Source organism: Phocaeicola acetigenes (genome assembly GCF_027529745.1).
Lineage (GTDB): Bacteria > Bacteroidota > Bacteroidia > Bacteroidales > Bacteroidaceae > Phocaeicola > Phocaeicola acetigenes.
Map to the genome: position 1 here is coordinate 343,352 of NZ_JAPZVM010000001.1, position 16,934 is coordinate 360,285.

At 38.7% G+C, this 16,934-nt stretch carries 10 protein-coding genes, 4 tRNA genes and 1 pseudogene; 8 read left to right on the forward strand and 7 right to left on the reverse strand.

Going from position 1 to position 16,934, the window contains the following annotated elements:
- Positions 1 to 8: 8 nt before the first annotated feature.
- The gene (locus O6P32_RS01495) at positions 9 to 1,253 is read right to left on the reverse strand and encodes a tetratricopeptide repeat protein (protein ID WP_269876413.1); all 1,245 of its coding nucleotides are present in this window, start codon (positions 1,251 to 1,253) and stop codon (positions 9 to 11) included.
- Positions 1,254 to 1,289: 36 nt separating this feature from the next.
- Positions 1,290 to 3,815, reverse strand: a complete 2,526-nt coding sequence (gene gyrA, locus O6P32_RS01500; protein WP_178266820.1) for a DNA gyrase subunit A — start codon at positions 3,813 to 3,815, stop codon at positions 1,290 to 1,292.
- 455 nt (positions 3,816 to 4,270) lie between these two features.
- Here gyrA and O6P32_RS01505 point away from each other — a divergent pair, with 455 nt between their 5' ends.
- The 8 genes and pseudogenes from O6P32_RS01505 to O6P32_RS01540 all read left to right on the forward strand — a co-directional run.
- Positions 4,271 to 6,808, forward strand: coding sequence for an ATP-dependent Clp protease ATP-binding subunit (locus O6P32_RS01505; RefSeq protein ID WP_178266819.1), 2,538 nt, complete (start codon positions 4,271 to 4,273; stop codon positions 6,806 to 6,808).
- 110 nt (positions 6,809 to 6,918) lie between these two features.
- Entirely contained in the window at positions 6,919 to 8,964 is a 2,046-nt protein-coding gene (gene htpG / locus O6P32_RS01510) for a molecular chaperone HtpG (protein WP_269876414.1), read from the forward strand.
- Positions 8,965 to 9,152: 188 nt separating this feature from the next.
- Positions 9,153 to 11,459 (forward strand): patatin-like phospholipase family protein, encoded by a 2,307-nt coding sequence (locus O6P32_RS01515; RefSeq protein WP_269876415.1) that lies wholly within the window; start codon positions 9,153 to 9,155, stop codon positions 11,457 to 11,459.
- Positions 11,460 to 11,540: 81 nt separating this feature from the next.
- Positions 11,541 to 11,614: transfer RNA gene (locus O6P32_RS01520), tRNA-Arg, on the forward strand.
- A gap of 30 nt (positions 11,615 to 11,644) precedes the next feature.
- Positions 11,645 to 11,718: transfer RNA gene (locus tag O6P32_RS01525), tRNA-Arg, on the forward strand.
- A 27-nt stretch (positions 11,719 to 11,745) separates the two neighbouring features.
- A tRNA-Arg gene (locus O6P32_RS01530) sits at positions 11,746 to 11,819 on the forward strand.
- A 25-nt stretch (positions 11,820 to 11,844) separates the two neighbouring features.
- Positions 11,845 to 11,918 (forward strand) — tRNA-Arg (locus O6P32_RS01535).
- A gap of 151 nt (positions 11,919 to 12,069) precedes the next feature.
- Positions 12,070 to 12,275: pseudogene (locus O6P32_RS01540) on the forward strand (transposase); the annotation flags it as partial.
- A gap of 245 nt (positions 12,276 to 12,520) precedes the next feature.
- Here O6P32_RS01540 and O6P32_RS01545 read toward each other — a convergent pair.
- The 5 genes from O6P32_RS01545 to O6P32_RS01565 form a co-directional block, all read right to left on the reverse strand.
- Positions 12,521 to 12,781 (reverse strand): DNA-binding protein, encoded by a 261-nt coding sequence (locus tag O6P32_RS01545; RefSeq protein WP_178265470.1) that lies wholly within the window; start codon positions 12,779 to 12,781, stop codon positions 12,521 to 12,523.
- 105 nt (positions 12,782 to 12,886) lie between these two features.
- The gene (locus O6P32_RS01550) at positions 12,887 to 13,591 is read right to left on the reverse strand and encodes a phosphatase PAP2 family protein (protein ID WP_178265471.1); all 705 of its coding nucleotides are present in this window, start codon (positions 13,589 to 13,591) and stop codon (positions 12,887 to 12,889) included.
- A 4-nt stretch (positions 13,592 to 13,595) separates the two neighbouring features.
- On the reverse strand, positions 13,596 to 14,348 hold the full coding sequence (locus tag O6P32_RS01555; protein WP_178265469.1) for a tetratricopeptide repeat protein: 753 nt from the start codon (positions 14,346 to 14,348) through the stop codon (positions 13,596 to 13,598).
- A 22-nt stretch (positions 14,349 to 14,370) separates the two neighbouring features.
- On the reverse strand, positions 14,371 to 16,200 hold the full coding sequence (locus O6P32_RS01560; protein ID WP_269876418.1) for a BatD family protein: 1,830 nt from the start codon (positions 16,198 to 16,200) through the stop codon (positions 14,371 to 14,373).
- 32 nt (positions 16,201 to 16,232) lie between these two features.
- Entirely contained in the window at positions 16,233 to 16,928 is a 696-nt protein-coding gene (locus tag O6P32_RS01565; RefSeq protein WP_178265467.1) for a tetratricopeptide repeat protein, read from the reverse strand.
- Positions 16,929 to 16,934: the final 6 nt, after the last annotated feature.

Sequence of the window (16,934 nt, forward strand, 5' to 3'; positions counted from 1 at the left end):
ACTATATATTAATAACCTAATTCTTTTTCCAAAGCATCGTATTCTGCTTTATTCAACTTCCAATAGATATTCAACAAGAACTGACCCCATAATTGTTTGTTATCCGGTTTCAATTCTTTTGCTTTTTCATAGAAAGGTTTAGCTTTTTCGTACAATTCCTTAATTTTAGCTTCATTTGTAGCATATTTAGGATCATCCATAGACAGTTTAGAATTTTCTTCTACGATAACCTGTGCTGGGAAGAAATAACAATCTCCAATCTTAGAATAAGCTTCTGCCTTATAATCACTTTCCTGAGCAATTATTTCATTAAATGTTTTGATAGCAGCTTCATAATCCTGTTTTGTATACTGTAGTACACCTTTTACATACAAGAAATATGGGCTTGGATTTTTAGCAAGAATTGCGTCAATCTGAGTCAAACCTTCATCTACTTTATTCTTCTGAATATAGTAATCCATCAAGTTTGCTACGAAATATTCCTGAGTTGGGAATTTTTCTACACCTTCTTTGATTGTTGCCAACCACTGTACTGAATCAGCAGCTTCTTCACTCTTATACAACTCAGCCAAAGCCCACAATGCTCTGAAACCTTCTTCCTTGTGCTCTTTACCTACAGCTGCATATTTGATTACTGCATCTTTATCCTTGATTGAGTAAGCAGCATATGTAGCGTATGCGGCATAGAAAGGAACTAAAGTATCATTTTTTACAGCATCTTCTGTTTCAAAAATAGGATTCTTAGAAGTATCAATGTACAATCCTAAAATCTTAACAGCATTTGCATAATCACCATTATTCAAAGCAGTACCACCAAGCACATACATATTTTCACGTACGCTAGGATCAGCCAAAACCTTTACAATTTTCTTTCTCAATTTAGGCTTTTTCAATTCACCACTTTTTACTTTAGCCTGCTCAATTTCATCACACTTCAAATAGTATTCATACATTTTAGTAATACTATTCCCCAATTTCAGTGTATCTACCGGGCTATCACTTGGCAAACCATTTCTCAAGAAATACAATTTTTGATTTTCTCCATCATAAATAGATTTCTGAAAATCACCAGCCAACTTCCAAGTTTCTGGATCATTAGCAGTAGATGGATCAACCAAAGCCGGCTCCAAAATTTCAGCAGCTTTTACAGGGTCACTCTTTGCAGATTTCGCTTCCTTCACAACGCTTTCCTGAGCGTTGGCTGCATATACAGAAAACAATAAAGCAGCTGCACTTAATAATACTTTTTTCATAATTGTGTTTTTAATTTAGTAATACAATTTTTCGTTTTAGTTTTTGTCTATATGCTCTTCATTCTGTTCTGGTAATTCCTGTTCCGAAGAAGATTCAGCAACACTTTCTTCCTCAGCTTCAGAAGTAACCTTACAAACAGAACCTATCTGATCATTTCGCTTTTCAAGGTCAATCAGACGAACTCCTTGAGTAGCACGACCCATTATACGAACTTCGGCTACTTTCAGACGAATAGTAATACCAGACTTGTTGATAATCATCAAATCATTTTCATCTGTTACTGATTTAATGGCAACCAATTCACCTGTCTTATCCGTAATATTCAGAGTTTTCACGCCCTTACCACCTCGATTTGTTTTACGGTAATCTTCAATATCAGAACGTTTTCCATATCCATTCTCAGAAACAACCATAATTGTTTCTTTCTGAGGATCTTTAATACAAATCATTCCTATTACCTCGTCTTTTCCATCCTCATCCAGTGTAATACCGCGTACACCAGTAGCTGTACGTCCCATTTCACGCACTGCACTTTCATGGAAACGGATGGCACGACCATTGCGGTTCGCAATTACAATTTCATTGTTACCGTTTGTCATACGAACTTCAATTACGCGGTCGTCTTCACGTATAGTAATTGCATTAACTCCATTCTGACGTGGACGAGAATATTGCTCCAACAGTGTTTTCTTAATAACACCATTCTTTGTACAGAACAATACATAATGACTATTGATAAACTCTGTATCATTCAAATTCTTCACACGCAGATAAGCTGTTACCATATCATCAGCATCAATATTCAGCAAGTTCTGAATAGCACGTCCCTTCGATGTCTTATTGCCCTCCGGAATTTCATAGACCTTCAGCCAGTAACATCTACCTTTCTGCGTAAAGAACATCATCGTATTATGCATTGTAGCAGGATAGATGTGTTCGATGAAATCCTCGTCACGAGTTTCACTACCTTTCGAACCTACTCCCCCACGATTTTGAGCACGGAATTCAGAAAGCGGTGTACGTTTGATGTATCCCAAATGAGAAATTGTAATAACCATCTCATCATCTGCATAGAAATCTTCCGGATTAAATTCTTCCGAAGCATAGACAATTTCCGAACGACGTTTGTCACCGTACTTTTCTTTCACTTCTATCAATTCATCCTTAATGACTTTCTTACACAACTCATCATTAGTCAAGATTTCTTCGTAATATTGAATCTGCTTCATCAGTTCCTCATATTCAGCATGCAACTGATCCTGCATCAAACCAGTCAACTGGCGCAAACGCATTTCTACGATAGCACGTGCCTGAATTTCAGACAACTGGAAGCGTTCCATCAAATTAGATATAGCCTCATTAGGAGTTTTGGCTGCACGAATGATACGAATTACTTCATCAATATTATCCGATGCAATAATCAAGCCTTCCAAAATATGAGCGCGTTCCTTCGCCTTACGCAAATCGAACTGTGTACGACGAATAACCACTTCATGGCGGTGTTCTACAAACAGACGAATTAAATCCTTCAGATTCAGCAATTTCGGTCGTCCGTGTACTAATGCAATATTATTTACACCAAATGAAGTCTGCAATGCAGTCATCTTGAACAATTTGTTCAATACTACACTAGCGTTGGCATCACGTTTTACATCAATTACGATGCGCATACCTTCACGGTCGGATTCATCGTTTACATACGAAATACCTTCTATTTTCTTTTCGTTTACCAAAGAAGCAATATTTTCAATCAGCTCCTTCTTATTTACGTTATAAGGTATTTCATTAACGATAATTTTATCGTGTGTAGGGTGTGATTCTATATCTGTTTTGGCACGCATCACCACACGTCCCCTACCGGTTTCGTATGCATCACGTACCCCACTGATTCCATAAATGTATCCTCCAGTCGGGAAGTCCGGTGCTTTTACATATTGCATCAGGCCATCTACATCTATTTCATTATTATCGATATAAGCAACACAAGCGTCAATAACCTCTGCCAAATTATGTGTAGGCATATTGGTAGCCATACCCACAGCAATACCAGATGCTCCATTTACCAAAAGATTCGGAATACGGGTTGGCATCACAGTTGGTTCCTGTAAGGTATCATCAAAGTTATTCTGGAAGTCCACAGTTTCTTTATAAAGATCCTGCATCATCTCTTCACCTATTTTTTTCAGACGAGCTTCCGTATAACGCATGGCAGCAGGACTATCACCATCAACCGAGCCGAAGTTACCCTGTCCATCTACCAACGGATAACGCATTGCCCAATCCTGAGCCATACGTACCAATGCACCGTACACAGAAGAGTCTCCATGCGGATGATATTTACCTAATACCTCACCTACGATTCTCGCAGACTTTTTATATGGTTTGTCTGAAGTATTTCCCAGTTCCATCATTCCGTACAAAATACGGCGATGCACAGGCTTAAAACCATCTCTTACATCTGGGAGGGCGCGTGCTACGATTACAGACATAGAGTAGTCGATGTACGACGACTTCATTTCCTCTTCGATGTTGATTTTTATAATTCTGTCTTGCTCTTGCATTTAAATTAAATTTATTATTATATCTCTTTAGTTCGATTGTTAAAAACCATGCTAAAGTACGACTTTTTATTGAATTGGCAAAACAAAAGCTCCAAGTTTTAAAAAGCATTCTATTTTTCAAAAAAAGAAAGAAAAACACTGTTTACGAACATAAAAAAGAACTTCCACCATAAAAAACACGTACAATATACACATTCTTTCCTATCCCGAAAATCTCGTTGCATAACGAACTACTTCATTCTAAATCATTTAAACATCTACACATAGAAAGTAAACAAAAGAGCCACTACACGAAGATCAAACAATCAAAAAATTAACTTTCAGAACATAAAAACGCAATTTTCAAATTACAGCAAAAAAACAACAAAATGGCACACTATTTGTTAAATACAAATAATAGAACTTTGGTTCTATATTTATAATGTATATTTGCACATTGGAGAAACATGAATTTTATGGACAATCAAAATCAATTTACGCCACGAGTATCCGATATCATAGTATACAGCAAAGAGGAAGCTAACCGACTACGTAACAAGTATATCACCCCAGAACATTTGTTACTAGGTGTGATACGTGAAGGTACAGGAAAGGCTATTGAAATTTTACAAGATTTATACATTGATTTGAAAACTGTAAAGAAGGAACTTGAAGCCTCTTTGCGCGAAGAAGTCGATGAAACAGATACATACAACGAGAACATTGGTTTCAACGATCTTACAGCCAAATTACTTAAAATGAGTCTATTGGAGTCTCGCCTTATGAAATGTAAGTTCGCTGACACAGAACATATTTTATTAGCAATTATGAGAGAAAGCCAAAGCAAAGCATGTCAAATATTAGAAGAACATGAAGTTACTTATCAGAAAATAAGAGATCGTCTTATTCCTAAATCAGAACCTCAAAGTGGTCTTGATTTTGGGGAAGAAGATGAAGAAGAGGAAGGAATCCGCCGACATGGAAACGAGAACAACTCCCCTTTTGAATCTGATACACAACAAACTACCCGTACCCGCCAACAAAAACCTACTAACGATACCCCTGTACTCGATTCATTCGGTACCGACATGACAAAAGCCGCTTCAGAGGGCAAACTAGATCCGGTAGTAGGACGCGAAAAGGAAATTGAACGTTTAGCACAGATTCTAAGCCGAAGAAAGAAAAACAACCCTATTCTGATAGGCGAACCGGGAGTCGGTAAATCTGCCATTGTAGAAGGACTAGCATTACGCATTGTGGAAAAGAAAGTATCACGTATCCTGTTCGACAAACGCGTGATAGCCCTTGATATGACTGCCGTTGTAGCAGGAACCAAATACCGCGGACAGTTTGAAGAGCGAATTCGTTCTATCCTTAATGAGTTGAAAAAGAACCCGGATATCATCTTGTTTATCGACGAAATCCACAATATTGTAGGTGCAGGATCTGCTGCCGGTTCTATGGATGCTGCCAATATGCTGAAACCGGCGTTAGCCCGAGGAGAAATACAATGTATCGGTGCTACTACATTGGACGAATACAGACAAAATATCGAAAAAGACGGAGCTTTAGAGCGACGCTTCCAAAAAGTATTAGTAGAGCCTACTACTCCCGAAGAGACATTGCAGATTCTGAAAAATATTAAGGAAAAATACGAAGAGCATCACAACGTAAACTATACAGAGGAAGCTCTTGAGGCATGTGTCAAATTGGCAGACCGCTATATAACCGACCGCAACTTCCCCGACAAAGCGATTGATGCTTTGGATGAAGCAGGTTCACGTGTGCATCTGACCAATATCACCGCGCCCAAAGAACTGGAAGAGCAGGAAAAGCTGATTGAAGAAACCCGTAATCATAAAAACGAGGCAGTACGTTTACAGAACTTCGAATTAGCTGCCAGTTTCCGGGATCAGGAAAAGAAATATATAGAGAAACTGGAGGAGATGAAGCAAGCGTGGGAAGAGAGCTTGAAGGAAAACCGAGAAACAGTAGACGAAACACAGATAGCAGATGTTGTTTCAATGATGTCTGGTATCCCGGTACAACGCATGGCACAAGCCGAAGGAATCAAGCTTCGTGGAATGAAAGAGGAGTTGCTGTCTAAAGTCATTGCACAGGATAAAGCCGTAGACACCCTGGTGAAAGCTATCCGCCGAAGCCGTGTTGGACTGAAAGACCCTAACAAGCCTATAGGAACATTTTTGTTCTTAGGACCTACCGGTGTAGGTAAGACACACTTGGCCAAGGAATTATCCAAACTTATGTTTGGCTCTGCCGATGCACTGATTCGTATCGATATGAGCGAGTACATGGAAAAATTTACAGTGTCTCGTCTTGTAGGAGCTCCTCCGGGATATGTAGGCTACGAAGAAGGTGGACAACTAACAGAGAAAGTACGACGCAAACCCTACTCCATCGTATTGCTGGATGAAATAGAGAAAGCGCACTCCGATGTATTCAATCTTCTACTTCAGGTAATGGATGAAGGAAGACTGACCGACAGTTACGGACGGACAGTGGATTTTAAAAATACAGTCATTATTATGACTTCCAACATTGGTACCCGTCAACTTAAGGAGTTTGGAAAAGGTATTGGATTTGCTGCCCAAACACGTATCGACGAAAAAGAGCATTCACGCAGCGTAATCACCAAAGCACTCAATAAATCGTTTGCTCCGGAATTCATCAATCGTTTGGACGAAATCATCACTTTCGACCAGCTGGATATAGAAGCACTCCAGAAAATTGTCGAAATTGAATTAAAAGGGCTATATAAACGTATTGAAAATCTGGGATATAAGCTTTCTATCGACGAAGAAGCAAAACGCTACGTAGCTTCTCAAGGATATGATGTGCAATTTGGTGCACGTCCTTTGAAACGGTCTATCCAAAACAATCTGGAAGACGGTTTGGCCGAACTGATACTGAATGAAGACCCTCAAAGCGGTGATACATTACATGTTTACATGGATGAAAACGGGAAAGAAATCCGCATGAAGGTAGAGAAATAAGTTTTATTGGCTTGAATACAGACAAAATGTCAGACGATATTCGTCTGGCATTTTTTTTGCGATAAATACCACGTAAATTAGAAAACATAATAATTAAAACTTATAAAGATATGCAGAAAGGTAACATTGGGGTTACTACTGAAAACATATTCCCCATCATCAAAAAGTTCTTGTACAGCGATCATGAAATATTTCTTCGCGAATTAGTATCAAATGCCGTAGATGCAACCCAAAAGTTGAAAACATATGCTTCTAAAGGTGAATTCAAAGGAGAAATGGGCAATCTTACCATTCATGTAAAGGTAGACAAGGAAACAATTACCATTTCGGATAGAGGTATTGGTCTGACAGCTGAAGAAATTGAAAAATACATCAACCAGATTGCATTCTCAGGAGCCAACGATTTCCTTGAAAAATATAAAGACGATGCCAATGCCATTATCGGACACTTTGGTTTGGGATTCTACTCAGCATTCATGGTAGCCAAAAAAGTAGAAATCGTAACTAAATCTTATAAAGAAGGGGCACAAGCTGTAAAATGGACTTGTGACGGAAGTCCTGAGTTTACACTGGAAGAAACTGAAAAGGCAGACCGAGGTACAGATATTATCCTGTATATTGACGATGATTGCAAAGAATTCCTTGAAGAATCTCGTATTCAAGGATTGCTGAATAAATACTGCCGTTTCTTAGCCGTACCGGTAGCATTCGGAAAGAAGAAAGAATGGAAAGACGGAAAGCAGGTAGAAACAGAAGAAGATAATCTGATAAACGATACATGCCCTATTTGGACTAAAAAGCCAAGCGAACTGCAAGACGAAGACTACAAAAAGTTCTACCGTGACTTGTATCCAATGTCGGACGAACCTTTGTTCTGGATTCATCTGAATGTAGACTATCCATTCAACCTGACTGGAGTGCTGTACTTCCCGAAAATCAAGAGCAATATTGATTTACAGAAGAACAAAATCCAATTGTACTGCAATCAAGTATATGTAACTGATTCTGTAGAAGGTATTGTACCCGACTTCCTGACACTGCTTCATGGAGTAATCGATTCTCCGGATATTCCGCTGAATGTATCACGTTCTTACCTGCAAAGCGATTCGAACGTGAAGAAAATCTCTACCTATATCACTAAAAAAGTAGCAGACCGCTTGCAGTCTATCTTTAAAAACGACCGCAATGAGTTTGAATCAAAATGGGATGACTTAAAGATTTTCATCAACTACGGAATGCTTACTCAGGAAGATTTCTATGAGAAAGCAAACAAGTTTGCCCTACTCAAGGATACAGACGGAAAATATTATACATTCGAAGAGTATCAGACGCTGATTAAAGACAACCAGACAGATAAAGAAGGAAACCTTATTTATTTGTATGCAACCAATAAAGACGACCAGTATACTTACATTGATAGTGCAAAGAACAAAGGCTACAACGTATTAATTATGGATGGTCAGCTTGATGTTCCTATGATTAATATGCTGGAACAGAAATTGGAAAAGAGTCGTTTCACTCGTGTAGACAGCGATGTAATCGACCGTCTGATTGTGAAAGAAGAGCAAAAAGGCGAAGAGTTAGCTGCTGATAAATGTGAAATGCTGGCAACTGTATTCAAAGGACAGCTTCCTAAGGTACAGAAAACAGAATTCCATGTAGAAACTCAAGCCATGGGAGAAACTGCAGCTCCGATTATCATTACTCAGGCCGAATATATGCGACGTATGAAAGAAATGGCTTCTATACAGCCAGGTATGAGCTTCTATGGAGAAATGCCGGATATGTTCAACCTTGTATTGAACAGCGACCACAAACTGATTAAACAAGTACTGGAAAATGCTGAAAGCTCTTGTTCTGAACAATTGGTTCCTGTTGAATCGGAAATTGCGATGTTGAAACTGCGTCAAAGCGAGTTGCACAAAGCACACGAAGGCAAAAAAGACGAAGAAATTCCAACAAGCGAAAAAGACGAACTGAACAACATTGACAAGAAACTGGAAGAACAGAAAAACCAGAAAGATTCAATCATCAGTGCTTATGCAGCAGGAAATAAGGTTGTACATCAGTTGATAGACCTGGCACTGCTTCAAAACAATATGCTGAAAGGAGAAGCTCTGACCAATTTCGTAAAACGAAGCATTGAAATGATTTAACAATATTCGTTTTGTGATATAAAGCATAAGAAAAACTAAGGTAAATCCCCTTACTTGATATGATATCTGTATTATCATGCTCAAGCAAGGGGATTTTTTTATCGTCTTTAATAAAAACCCGACATTATTTAATGTCTGAATCACTTTTTCACTATCTTTGGAAGAAACGTTGTAACTTACATTTCCGAATGAAAAAAATACTCTATATTTTTTGTTGCCTGATACTATGCACATATTCTCTTAAAGCCCAAAAAGTTGGACTGGTATTAAGTGGTGGTGGAGCCAAAGGAATCACCCACATTGGTATTATCCGTGCTTTAGAGGAAAACAATATTCCGATAGACTATATTACAGGCACCTCCATGGGAGCGATTGTCGGTTCACTCTATGCAATGGGATACTCTCCCGACGACATGGAAAAGCTTTTAAAATCGGACGACTTCAAACGCTGGTATTCGGGTAACATTGAAGAGAAATACATTTACTATTTCAAACGAAACGCTCCAACTCCTGAATTTATAAACATACGAGTATCTCTTAAGAACCCCTTAAATAAGGTAAAAACACAGTTTTTGCCTCCCAGTGTAGTGGATCCTACACAAATGAATATTGCTTTTTTAGAGCTTTTCGGACAAGCAACAGCTTCTTGCCAGGGTGACTTCGACAAACTGTTTGTCCCTTTTCGCTGTGTAGCTTCGGATGTATACAATAAACGTCCGATTATCTTCCGAAAAGGAGATTTAGGGGATGCAGTCCGCGCCTCCATGAGTTTTCCTGCCATGTTTAAGCCCATTGAAATCGATTCTGTTTTAGCATATGACGGAGGTATCTACAATAATTTCCCTGTCAATATCATGACTGAAGACTTCCACCCGGATATTATCATAGGAAGTGTAGTCAGCTCCAATCCCGGAAAACCTGAATTGGGCAATATTATGGGACAACTTGAAAATATGATCATGCAAAAGACAGACTATACCCTTCCCGATTCGCTGGGTATTCTGATGACTTTTAAATACACAGACGTCAACTTAATGGACTTTAAGCGTTTTGACGAACTGCACGATATCGGATACAACCGTACTATCCAACTGATGGATTCTATTAAATCCCGTATTTCCCGCCGCACCAATTACAGACAATTGGAACGCAAACGTATGGTATACAAAAATTACATGCCCGAACTTCGCTTTCGGAAAATTATAATCCATGGTGGTAATGAACAGCAGAAAAAATATATTGCCAAAGAATTTCATTCCTCAGAGAATGAAATTTTTTCTCTGGAAGATTTTCGTGTAGGATATTTCCGGTTAATGTCGGACAATATGATATCTGAAATCATTCCCCATGCAATATATAACAGCTCTGACCATACTTTCGATCTTGACTTAAAAATTACCATGGCAGATGATCTTTCTCTTCGTGTAGGGGGAAATATAGCCTCCAATGGCTCCAATCAGATCTATGCGGGTGCTACTTATTATAACCTGAACAATTATGCGAAAGAACTTTCATTAGACGGACATTTAGGTCAGATTTATAACAGCATACAAATTGCAGGAAGACTGGACCTCCCTACCCACCTGCCTACATCCTGCCGTCTGGTAGCTTCACTATCCTCTTTTGATTATTTTAAGCAGGAAAAACTATTCACTACTGGAAGTACGGCCGTATTCAATAAAAAGAAAGAAGATTTTGTCAAGCTCTTTGTTTCTTTTCCCTTTTTAAGCAGACAAAAGGCTGAGTTTGGTATAGGTATAGCCAAATTGCAAGACCAATACTTCCAAACCAACGTGATAGATTTTAATAATGCCCAACACGACCGTAGCCGCTACACTATTTTTGGCGGTTCAGTAGCTTTAGACGGAAACACATTGAATAGCCGGCAATATGCAACCGAAGGACGCAGAGAAAGACTTGTTGCGCAAATCTATACCGGCACAGAACGTTATCGGGCGGGAACAGAAGCCTCCGACCCATACAAAGGAAGCTATAAGTATATCCAGTCGTGGTTGCAATTGTCGTACGAAATGGAACGTTACTTCCCTTTAACATCGAAGTTTTCTTTGGGAAATTACATCAAGGCCTATTACTCTTCCCGAAACTTCAGTCACAACTATACGGCTACTATGATGCAAGCTGGAGAGTTTGCCCCAACTGCACATAGTAAAATTACCTACAACGAAGCTTTCCGGGCTAATCAGTTTATCGGCGCGGGTATCATGCCGGTGTATCAAATTACTCCGGTTTTCCAAGTTCGTACAGAAATCTACGGATTTGCCCCCATATTCCCTATAGAAAGAGACCAATCTTCGAATGCTACTTATGGAAATTTATTTCATCGGATAGAATATATGGGAGAATTATCTTTAGTGGTTAAGTTACCTTTCGGAGCTATCAGCGCCTATCTAAACCACTATAGCTCACCATCTAAGAACTGGAATATAGGTATTACATTAGGATGGCAAATATTCAATTCACGATTCATGGACTAAAAAAGTTCACAAAAAGTTGCCCTAATATTTGGATATATCATAAGAAGTCCATACCTTTGCACCCGTCAAACAAAAAGATATGGCCGCGTAGCTCAACTGAATAGAGTAGCTGACTACGGATCAGCCGGTTACAGGTTTGAATCCTGTCGCGGTCACACTTCTTTGAAATGACAGTTTTAGAGTTTGGTCGCGTAGCTCAACTGAATAGAGTAGCTGACTACGGATCAGCCGGTTACAGGTTTGAATCCTGTCGCGATCACTCTTCTTTGAAATGATTGAAAGTTTTGGCCGCGTAGCTCAACTGAATAGAGTAGCTGACTACGGATCAGCCGGTTACAGGTTTGAATCCTGTCGCGGTCACTCTTTCTTGAAATGATTTATGTTTGGCCGCGTAGCTCAACTGAATAGAGTAGCTGACTACGGATCAGCCGGTTACAGGTTTGAATCCTGTCGCGGTCACAAAAGAAACCACCTCAATTTTATTTTGAAGTGGTTTCTTTTTTTAGTATCAGATTAAGCGATTTGAAATTTCTCCCCAATAATGTGAGTTCGAAATAATAATAAACACATTTATCTGATAATCCATCATATGGCGATACCTGAAACACCTTTTTCACGTCAGGTCTCCTATAACCGTTTTGTGAAACCGGAGAAAGGAGTATTGCTTCCCATGACTATCTTCATCAAAAAAGTCTGCAGGAAACCTGTACCGGCATCAGTTTAGTTGACTCCACGCCCTTGCGCGTATGCCATTGCCAAAGAGTTCTGATTCATAAGACATTTGAAGGGATTGCTGAACGTGGAAAGTGTTCCATGAGATAGTGATTCATGATTCTATTTACCCATTACAATCGACGACGTCGGCTATACAACCGCCCACGTTGAATGTACAGACAACGACGACAACTCTGCAATCAACGACGGGAATTAAAGCTCTCTACACTCCTTATCACCTGTCTATTCCTGATCCATCATTATCTGCCAGGAAAGGCAGTAAAGACAAAACAAAAAGGCCACCCCAAAATTGAGATGACCTTTTCCTATAATTTCTTCTACTGATTTTAGACTGAAGCTTGTTCTTCTTTCAGAATGGCAATAGCTTTATCAAGCACTGTGGTATCATCCAACATTACCAAACCTCCATCCGGTCCGGGTTCCAAATGAATACCTACACTTTTACCATCTTTAAAATTGTGTCCTCCAAAAAAGTTACGTACAGTTTCAACACTTATATTTAACTCATCGGCAATACGATGCATACTGCCACTGGGTAATGAATCTTTAATTTTACGAAGTTCATTAAAAGTTATTGTTCTGTTCATAGTAGTCTAAGATTTTTAAGCGTTAAACAGATTAATTGTTAAATCACGATATAAAGTTAGTGAAAGAAAATAAATATCCAAATTAAAAACAGAGATTTTTTAATCTTAGCAATTTACTCCAACTACCATTCCTGCCACCACAGCATAAAAATAGGTCACCAATAATACCATATGCAAAACCTGAATATCACTTATCTCGTATCTGCTGCTTGTATACTGAGTAGACACATATCCTTGCGACTGAAAGAAATATCTCTTCTGAATATAAGTATACAGCAGATATAGCAAAACTGAAACAATGCTTCCCACCAATGCACCACACAAAATATCACCAGGATAATGAACGCCCAGATAAATGCGGGAATACGAAGGAATAAAAGCCCATCCCAACATCATAATGGTAAGCCATTTGTTGCGGATAAGTAAAGATACAAACACTGCTACAGCAAACGTATTTGCCGCATGACTGGATATAAATCCATACATTCCACCTCTATATCCATTCACAACATCTACCAAATACATTAATTCAGGATCCTGAGCCGGACGAAAGCGGGCAAAATAAGGTTTACAAATACTTGAGGCTATTTGATCTGCAAAAGTAATAGCCAAGGCCAGCATTACAATAATAGTAATACTTTGTGCCAATTTGTTATTCTTTAAAATAACATATAACAATATAATAGCGGAAGGAATCCATGTCTTTGTATCGGTTACAACAGACATGAATCCATCCCAAAACAAAGAATCACTTCCATTAAGGAACAACAGAAGTTCTTTATCTTTATCTATTAATTGCTGAATATCAATCATCTCAGATAATTTCTATGGTACTTGTTTGAACCCATCCCTTTTTGCCGTCTTCAAGGCGGATTTCTTTCCACTCTCTCATAGAGTCATCCTCCACGTATACTTTTGTACCTTCGTGCAGCACAAATAAATCTGTACCACTCTCGTTTGGAGTACTTTTTACGGTCAGACTAGGACTCATCACAATAGCTCCCGTACGGTTTATCAGTTCTGCCTTTTGTGAGCTGGCAAAAATATTAGCTCCAATAACTATCAACAAAAATACAACAACTCCTGCAAATCCTATTTTCTTATACAAAATACGACGCCCGAAGATATATACAATCAACGACACCAGCATAAGCCAGAAAGACAGGATTCCTACAACTCCCCATTCTTTCTCGCTCATTACATTAATCAGAGAATTCATCCAGGTTACAATAAACACTTCACTTACGGGAGTTATCTGGTCTACAGTTTTACTTCTGGCCATTTCCAGGTTAAAGCGAATGTCAGCATCTCCCGGATTCAAAAGTAAAGCACGTTCATAATTCAGAACCGCTTTTGCGATGTTCTTTTCCTTATAATAGCTATTTCCTAAATTATAATACACATCGGCAGATTCTCCTTCAGTATTTAAGATTGCCTCATATTTTTCTATTGCAGCCGCAAAATCATTCGCCTGGTACGCCTGGTCCGCTTCCTCTTTTGTGACAGCTGCATTTATAAATTGAGCAATTCCTAATAATAAAATCAACACAATAGATAGCTTCTTCATTTTTTCTCTTTCTCCTATCCTTTTAATGTTTAATACAACCTTCCATCTGGCTTATTACATCAATAGCTGCCGTATAGACTTTATCCATCGCTTCATTTTCATTTCCCGGAGCATAACGTGCAAATTCACATTCATTCAGCGCACCGATAAACTTCTGAATCAATTCATCTGATACACCATATTTTACCAGTTCAGATTCAATATTGTCTTTCGACAATTGAGATACCGGAATGCACAATTTATCACTGATGTATCCCCACAATGCCTTCAAGACTTCATCATAAAACTCATTCTTCTTATTTTCAGCCAACAGCTTACCTGCAAACTTCATACGTTTGCTTGCAACTTTATTAGCTTTCTTTGTCTTCACTTTTGCAATATTGGCATTTTCCAATGCTTGCTTTCTATAGATAACTGCAAAAGCAACAAACAATACAAAAGGAATGATATACCACAAATAATACCCGAATGTTCCAAAAAAGAAATCACCCTTTGGAAGCAATTTTGTATTACCTAACTTGATGAAACGGATATCCTTACCCAATACTTTTACATTTTCTTTATTTGTAAAATCGGCTATTACCTGATCTGCATTTCCTTCTCCTTTTGCAACATGCAACTGATAAGCTTCAGTTTTCAAGGTTTTATACGATTTTGTTTTCAGGTCGAAATATGTAAATTCTACAGGAGGGATAGTAAAATCTCCTGCATGACGAGGGATAGCAAGATACTCTATAGTCTGAGTTCCAGTCAAACCATTCTGCGTCAATTGGAAGTTATTTTCTGTTTTCGGATCATATACCTCAAAATCTTGTGGAAATTTCACTTCCGGAGCACTGATTAATTTCATATTTCCAGTACCCGACAAAACCAATTTGATAGTGACTGCATCATTGGTTTTTACTTCCTTGGCATTGATTGAGGATGAAAGTGTAAACTCTCCTACACCACCCGAAAAACCGGCAGGTTTAGCGGGAAGAGACTGTACATTAATTGTCAGTTTCGGTGTAACAATCTTCTTCTTTACTTCTACATAACCGCCTCCATTGAAGAAATCGAAAGGATCGTCCGATACAGTACGTTGTGCGACAACTCCATCAAAGGTAATTGGAGGAATTTCTAACTTACCTGTCTGTTGAGGGAATAAGATATACTGACTCCATACTGTTGTGTTATAATTGCGTCCTTTGTAATGCTCCAAAGAGAAAGTTTTCTGCTGAGGTAATTCCACTTCCTGAGTATGGAACCCTTTCAAATCCGGCATTTTACCATAAAGCTGACGAAGATTTACCAAGGTATAAACCTTGTAGGTCAACAAAATAGCTTCTTGTTCATGCACTGTAGTCTTACTGGCCGTTGCTGTAATAAACAGGTCTTTATCTGTAATACGGCTACCTACAATCTGGCTTCGTGAAGAAGATGCAGAGCCACCTTGTCCACTCTGACCTGAATTTCCGGCAGTTTTGTCTTGAGGAAGTACCTTAATCGTTACTGGATTAGAAAACACTTTCTCTTTATCAACTTCAATACTTGCAGACGGAATGGTATACGTTCCTTCTTTTCCAGCCATCAATATATAGGTATATGTGATGGAACTGCTGGAAGAAACCTTACCATTTATAATTTGGGTACTACTTTGCTGTGAACGGCTCGGCCCCATCAATACATCAAATCCGCTAATAGAAGGCATACGGAAGTCCTTCACTTTTTGCGTATTGACTGTAAAAGTCAAACGAAACTGATCGCCGCTTACCACTACATCAGGAGCTTCGGCTTTAAAAGTAACATTTTTGTCTGCCTGTACCTGTAATATGGATACAAACAACAACAATAAGAAGATAAATTTCCTCATTCGTATAATTTCTTTTTAAATTGTCTTTATAATTACCAATCTTTCTCCAGCTTGCGTCCCTGCACCTGAATGCCTTTCTTTACTTTATCCTGCACATTTTTTTCATCTTGCATGACTGCATTCAGCAATTGCTCTGCATTTTCTTTCGACATCTGGTCTTTATTTTGCTGCTGTTGTTGGTTTTGCTGCTGATTTTTATTCTGCTGATCTTGCTGCTCTTTATTTTGCTGCTTATCATCTTGCTTCTGATCCTGCTTTTGTTCCTGGTTCTGTTGCTGATCCTGCTGTTGTTGCTGATCTTTCAACAGTTTTTGAGCCAAAGCCAAATTATAGCGAGTTTCATCATCTTTCGGATTATTGCGCAAAGCCTGCTTATATGCCTCGATGCATTGAGGATATTGCTTGGAAGATTGCAGAATCACTCCCATATTATGATAAATCTGTGCTAACTTCGATTTATCTTTTTCTATCCGGGAAGCAGCCTCAAATTGTTCCATAGCTTCTTTTGCTTTCTGCTGCATCAGCAAAGAATTACCCAAATTATACATCGCATCCGTAGAATTAGGATCCTGTTCTAGCGCTTTACGATAATCAACTTCAGCTTTCACAAACAAACTGTCCTGATACAATTTATTACCACTACGCAAATAATCGCGTACTGTTTTTTGCCCATAAGTTGTACCGGCAGCTAATGCAAAAGCAGCAACAATATATAATTTCTGTAACATATCAAT